This is a genomic window from Streptomyces sp. NPDC054863 (genome assembly GCF_053610825.1).
On record NZ_JBSGZD010000458.1, the window covers coordinates 1 to 4,037 of the forward strand.

Here is a 4,037-nt window from a genome sequence, read left to right on the forward strand (position 1 = left end):
CCACCGGGACGCGGGGCGCCGCCCTGCGGGCGGGGCATGCCACCGGGGCGCGGACGGCCGGCGCCGCCCTGGCCACCCTGCGGACGCGGAGCGCCGCCGGGGCCGCCCTGCGGACGCGGGGCGCCACCGGGCGCACCGGCACCGCCGGGACGGGGGGTGCCACCCGGACGGGGCGCCTGCGGGCGCGCCATGCCGGTGGAACCGCCGGAGGTGAAGGGGTTGTTGCCGGGGCGGGGACCCGAGGGACGGGCACCGCCGGGACGCGGGGCGCCCTGGCCTGCGGGGCGTGCGGGACGCTCGCCGCCGCGCTCGCCACCACGGTTGTCGCGCTGGCCTCCCTCACGGGGGGCGCTGTCACGCTGGGCCGGGGCCGGACGGGCCGGACGCGGACCGGGAGTGGCACCGGCGGGACGCGCGGCCGGGGCCGCTGCCGGAGCGGCGTTCTCGGCCGGAGCGCTCTGGGCCGGCTCGGGAGCCGAGAACTCCGCCTGCGGCACCGGGGTGACCGGGGCCGGCTTGGCCACTGCGGGCTTGGGGCCCGGACGCGGACCGGCGGCCGGGGCCGGGGTCGCGGCGGGGGCCGTGGGCTCGCTCTTGGGGGCCTCGGCAGCGGCCGGCTTGGGGGCCGGTACGCCGGGCTTGGGGGCGCCGGGGCGGGGAGCCGCCGGAGCCGGGGTCGCCGCGGACGGGGCCGCGGGCTTGGCAGGCGTCGCCTTGCGGGGCGCGCCGGGCTTTGCTGCGGACTTGCCGGCGTTGCCGCCGGGACCCTGCAGTGCGTCAGTCAACTTGCGTACAACCGGCGCCTCGATCGTCGAGGACGCCGAACGGACGAATTCACCAAGTTCTTGGAGCTTGGCCATGACGACCTTGCTCTCCACACCGAACTCCTTGGCGAGTTCGTATACCCGGACCTTAGCCACTTCGCTCCTTTTAGGTCCGGGTTGAACGCCGGACCGTCGCTACTTCATGGGCGTACTCATCGCGTACTCATCGAGTGCTCATCGCAATCTCGACCTACTTCCAACTCGCGAGGTACCTGACCGCACGGGGACCCGTGCCGTTCGTTTGGTGCGTCTTACGGTGTCGCCTGCTCGACGTACTGCGCCACGTATTTCTCCAGTGGCGCGGTATCCAGCGGCCCCTGGCCCCGAAAGGCCCGGGGAAACGCCCTGCGGCGGACCGCCAGGTCGTAACAGGCAGAGGCGGGGTGTACGTAAGCACCCCGGCCGGGCAGCGTACCGCGAGGATCGGGGACACATTCACCCTCGATCATCACGATGCGCAGCAGATCGCTCTTGGCCGCTCGCTCCCTGCAACCCACACAGGTTCGCTCAGGGCATGCGCCGGTATGCGTTTGGCCAGACACGACTAAGTCTACCTCCCCGCACCGACCTCACCCCTTTGGGGCAAGAATCGAAAACCTGTTGGTCCAAAAAACGATGTGGCCCGGGTCTCACCCGGGCTCACATCACGACGTACGACGCGTTCAGCCGCGGTCGTCCCGGCGGTCACGCCCTTCACCGCTGTCACGGCTTTCACGGCGGTACTCGCCCGGCTCCTCGCCCTCACCGAGCTCCTCGGTGTCGGGGCGGATGTCGATGCGCCAGCCCGTGAGGCGGGCGGCCAGGCGGGCGTTCTGGCCCTCCTTGCCGATGGCGAGCGACAGCTGGTAGTCCGGGACGGTCACCCGGGCGGAGCGCGTCGACATGTCGACGACCTCGACCCTGGAGACGCGGGCCGGGGACAGCGCGTTGGCCACCATCTCGGCCGGGTCGTCGGACCAGTCGACGATGTCGATCTTCTCGCCGTGCAGCTCCGCCATGACATTGCGCACACGGCTGCCCATCGGGCCGATGCAGGCGCCCTTGGGGTTGATGCCGGAGCGCGTCGAGCGGACCGCGATCTTGGTGCGGTGACCGGCCTCGCGGGCGATGGCCTCGATGACCACCGAACCGTCGGCGATCTCCGGGACCTCCAGCGCGAAGAGCTTCTTCACCAGGTTGGGGTGCGTGCGCGACAGGGTCACGGAGGGACCGCGGACGCCCTTGGCGACGCGGACGACGAAGGTGCGCAGGCGCAGGCCGTGCGTGTACTCCTCGCCGGGGACCTGCTCCTGCACCGGCAGGATGGCCTCCAGCTTGCCGATGTCGACGAGGACGTTCTTCGGGTCCTTGCCCTGCTGGACCAGGCCGACGACGACCTCGCCCTCGATGCCGGCGTACTCGCCGAAGGTCTGGTCGTCCTCGGCGTCGCGCAGACGCTGCAGGATGACCTGCTTGGCGGTGCTGGCGGCGATGCGGCCGAAGTCGTCCGGGGTGTCGTCGAACTCCTTGGGCTCCTGGCCCTCTTCGAGGTCCGCCGGGTCCTCCTTCGCCCACACCGTGATCGAGCCGCTCTCACGGTCGAGCTTCACGCGGGCCCGGCGGAAACTGCCGTCGGTGCGGTGGTAGGCGATGAGGAGGGCCTGCTCGATCGCCTCGACCAGTACCTCGAAGGAGATCTCCTTCTCCCGTACCAGACCCCGCAGGGCGCTCATGTCGATGTCCACGGCTACGCCTCCTCTTCCTTCTCGTCGTTCACGTCTTCTTCGTTCTGGTCCTTGCGGTTGAACTCGACCTCGATGCGGGCCTTCGCGATGTCGGCGAATTCCACGCGGCGGGCGGTGGGCTTGCGCCCCTTCACGCCCGGCACTTCCAGGTCGAGTCCGTCCTCGTCGACGACGAGGATCCGGGCAATCAGCTCGGCGCCGTCGCTCAGCGTGAGCTTCGCGAGGCGGCCGGTGGCCCGTACGTAGTGGCGGTGCTCGGTGAGCGGGCGGTCCGCGCCCGGGGAGCCGACTTCGAGGACGTACTCCTCGTCGCCCATCACGTCGCTCTCGTCGAGCTTCTCGGAGATCGCACGGCTGACCTCGGCACACGCGTCGAGCTCGACGCCCTCTTCGGAGTCCACGACGATCCGCAGCACCCGGCGCCTGCCTGCCTTGGACACCTCGATCTCTTCAAGGTCCAGGTCCTTGGCGGCGACCAGCGGTTCCAGCAGTTCGCGCAGCCTGTCGCTCTGGGTGGTGCTCATCCGGGTGACTCCTCGGCCGCGTGTGCTGTTGTCTGTTTCGTCGTGTGTCAGGTCAAAGGGTATCCGGTCCGGAGGGGTGTTGCCGTCCGTCTGCCGGACACCACGGGTACGCTCGCCTGCGGTGATCACCCGGGGACCGAGGGAGACGGACACAGTGCGCACGCCCACCACTCGCCGACGTGCACTGGCCTGGAGCGGGGCCGCCGCGGCGGGCCTGCTGGCCGGCTGCTCGGACGGCGGTACTTCTTCTTCCGGTTCCGCCGGCACGCAGCCGAGCACGGCCGTGCGGAAGGCCGCGCTGCACCTGCGCGAGACCGCGGCCCGTACCAGCACGGACCTGCTCGCCCACTACGACGCCCTGCTCAAGAAGCACCCCGGCGAGGCCGCGCGCCTGAAGCCGCTGCGCGCGGAGGTCGCCCGGCAGGCGAAGGTCCTGCGCGGCACCGGGCGGGCGGGCGCCGGGACCGCGCCGGTGACCGTGGCCACCGACGCGAGGGCCGCGGTGCGGGAACTGGCCGAGGCCGAGCAGCGGGCCTCCGACGCACACCTGGCCGCGGTGGTCCCGGCCACCCCGGAGCTGGCCCGGCTGCTGGCGTCGGTCGCGGCGGCGGGCGCCGTGCACGTGTACCTGCTGACGGACGGAGCTTCCGCATGAGCACCCTGGACGCGGTGCAGGCCGCGCTCGCCGCCGAGCACGCGGCGGTGTACGGCTACGGGGTCGTGGGCGGCCGGCTCGGCGAGCAGCGCCGGACCGAGGCGCGCGAGGCGTACGACGCGCACCGCTCGCGGCGCGACGCGCTGGCCCGCACGGTGCACGACCTGGGCGGGAAGCCGGTGGTCGCGGAGGCGGCGTACGCGCTGCCGTTCCCGGTGCCGGACCCCGCGTCGGCGGCGAAGCTGGCCGCCGTGCTGGAGGGCCGGGTGGCCGGGGTGTACGCGGACCTGGTGCGCGCCGCAGCGGCCCC

General features: G+C 72.4%; 6 protein-coding genes. 2 read left to right on the forward strand and 4 right to left on the reverse strand.

Annotation, left to right across the window (positions count from 1 at the left end; translation table 11 throughout):
• The 4 genes from ACWGIG_RS37510 to rimP all read right to left on the reverse strand — a co-directional run.
• The coding region (locus ACWGIG_RS37510) for a translation initiation factor IF-2 N-terminal domain-containing protein (protein WP_453326200.1) at positions 1 to 920 on the reverse strand (920 nt) is incomplete at its 3' end.
• Positions 921 to 1,075: 155 nt separating this feature from the next.
• Entirely contained in the window at positions 1,076 to 1,366 is a 291-nt protein-coding gene (locus ACWGIG_RS37515; protein ID WP_453326201.1) for a YlxR family protein, read from the reverse strand.
• 120 nt (positions 1,367 to 1,486) lie between these two features.
• Positions 1,487 to 2,548: a transcription termination factor NusA gene (gene nusA, locus ACWGIG_RS37520; RefSeq protein ID WP_453326202.1), complete on the reverse strand. Its 1,062-nt coding sequence runs from the start codon at positions 2,546 to 2,548 to the stop codon at positions 1,487 to 1,489.
• A 2-nt stretch (positions 2,549 to 2,550) separates the two neighbouring features.
• Positions 2,551 to 3,072: a ribosome maturation factor RimP gene (gene rimP / locus ACWGIG_RS37525; protein ID WP_453326203.1), complete on the reverse strand. Its 522-nt coding sequence runs from the start codon at positions 3,070 to 3,072 to the stop codon at positions 2,551 to 2,553.
• Between the two features lie 154 nt (positions 3,073 to 3,226).
• On the opposite strand from rimP, the gene ACWGIG_RS37530 reads away from it, so the two are divergent.
• Positions 3,227 to 3,727 (forward strand): hypothetical protein, encoded by a 501-nt coding sequence (locus ACWGIG_RS37530; RefSeq protein ID WP_453326204.1) that lies wholly within the window; start codon positions 3,227 to 3,229, stop codon positions 3,725 to 3,727.
• Positions 3,724 to 4,037: ferritin-like domain-containing protein (locus tag ACWGIG_RS37535; protein WP_453326205.1), on the forward strand; the 314-nt coding region annotated here is incomplete at its 3' end. The genes ACWGIG_RS37530 and ACWGIG_RS37535, both read left to right, overlap by 4 nt.